A 353-nucleotide genomic window follows, 5' to 3' on the forward strand; every position below is an offset into this window, starting at 1 on the left:
TTCAGTTACTGCATCCGGTGTTTCCTCTGCAGGTGTTCCTGATTTAGTTACTACTGCTGAATGTGCTGAAGCTTTTGCTTTAGCTGTCTTGCTCGCATGAACACTTGCTTGAGAAGCAGCTTTGTTTACCGCTGATTTATTTTCTTTTACTTCAGCAGCTTTTTCTTCAGTTACTGTATCCGGTGTTTTCTCTACGGATGCTTCTGGTTTAGTTACTACTGCTGAGTGTGCTGAAGCTTTTGCTTTAGCTGTCTTGCTCGCATGAACACTTGCTTGAGAAGCAGCTTTGTTTGCCGCTGATTTATTTTCTTTTACTTCAACAGCTTTTTCTTCAGTTACTGCATCCGGTGTTT

General features: G+C 41.6%; 1 protein-coding gene. It reads right to left on the minus strand.

Annotation, left to right across the window (positions count from 1 at the left end):
• Positions 1-353 (minus strand): hypothetical protein (locus tag QYG89_RS17205; protein WP_404319426.1); only part of this gene is annotated, 353 nt, incomplete at both ends.

This window comes from Bacillus lumedeiriae, from assembly GCF_044891285.1.
Classification (GTDB): domain Bacteria; phylum Bacillota; class Bacilli; order Bacillales; family Domibacillaceae; genus Pseudobacillus; species Pseudobacillus lumedeiriae.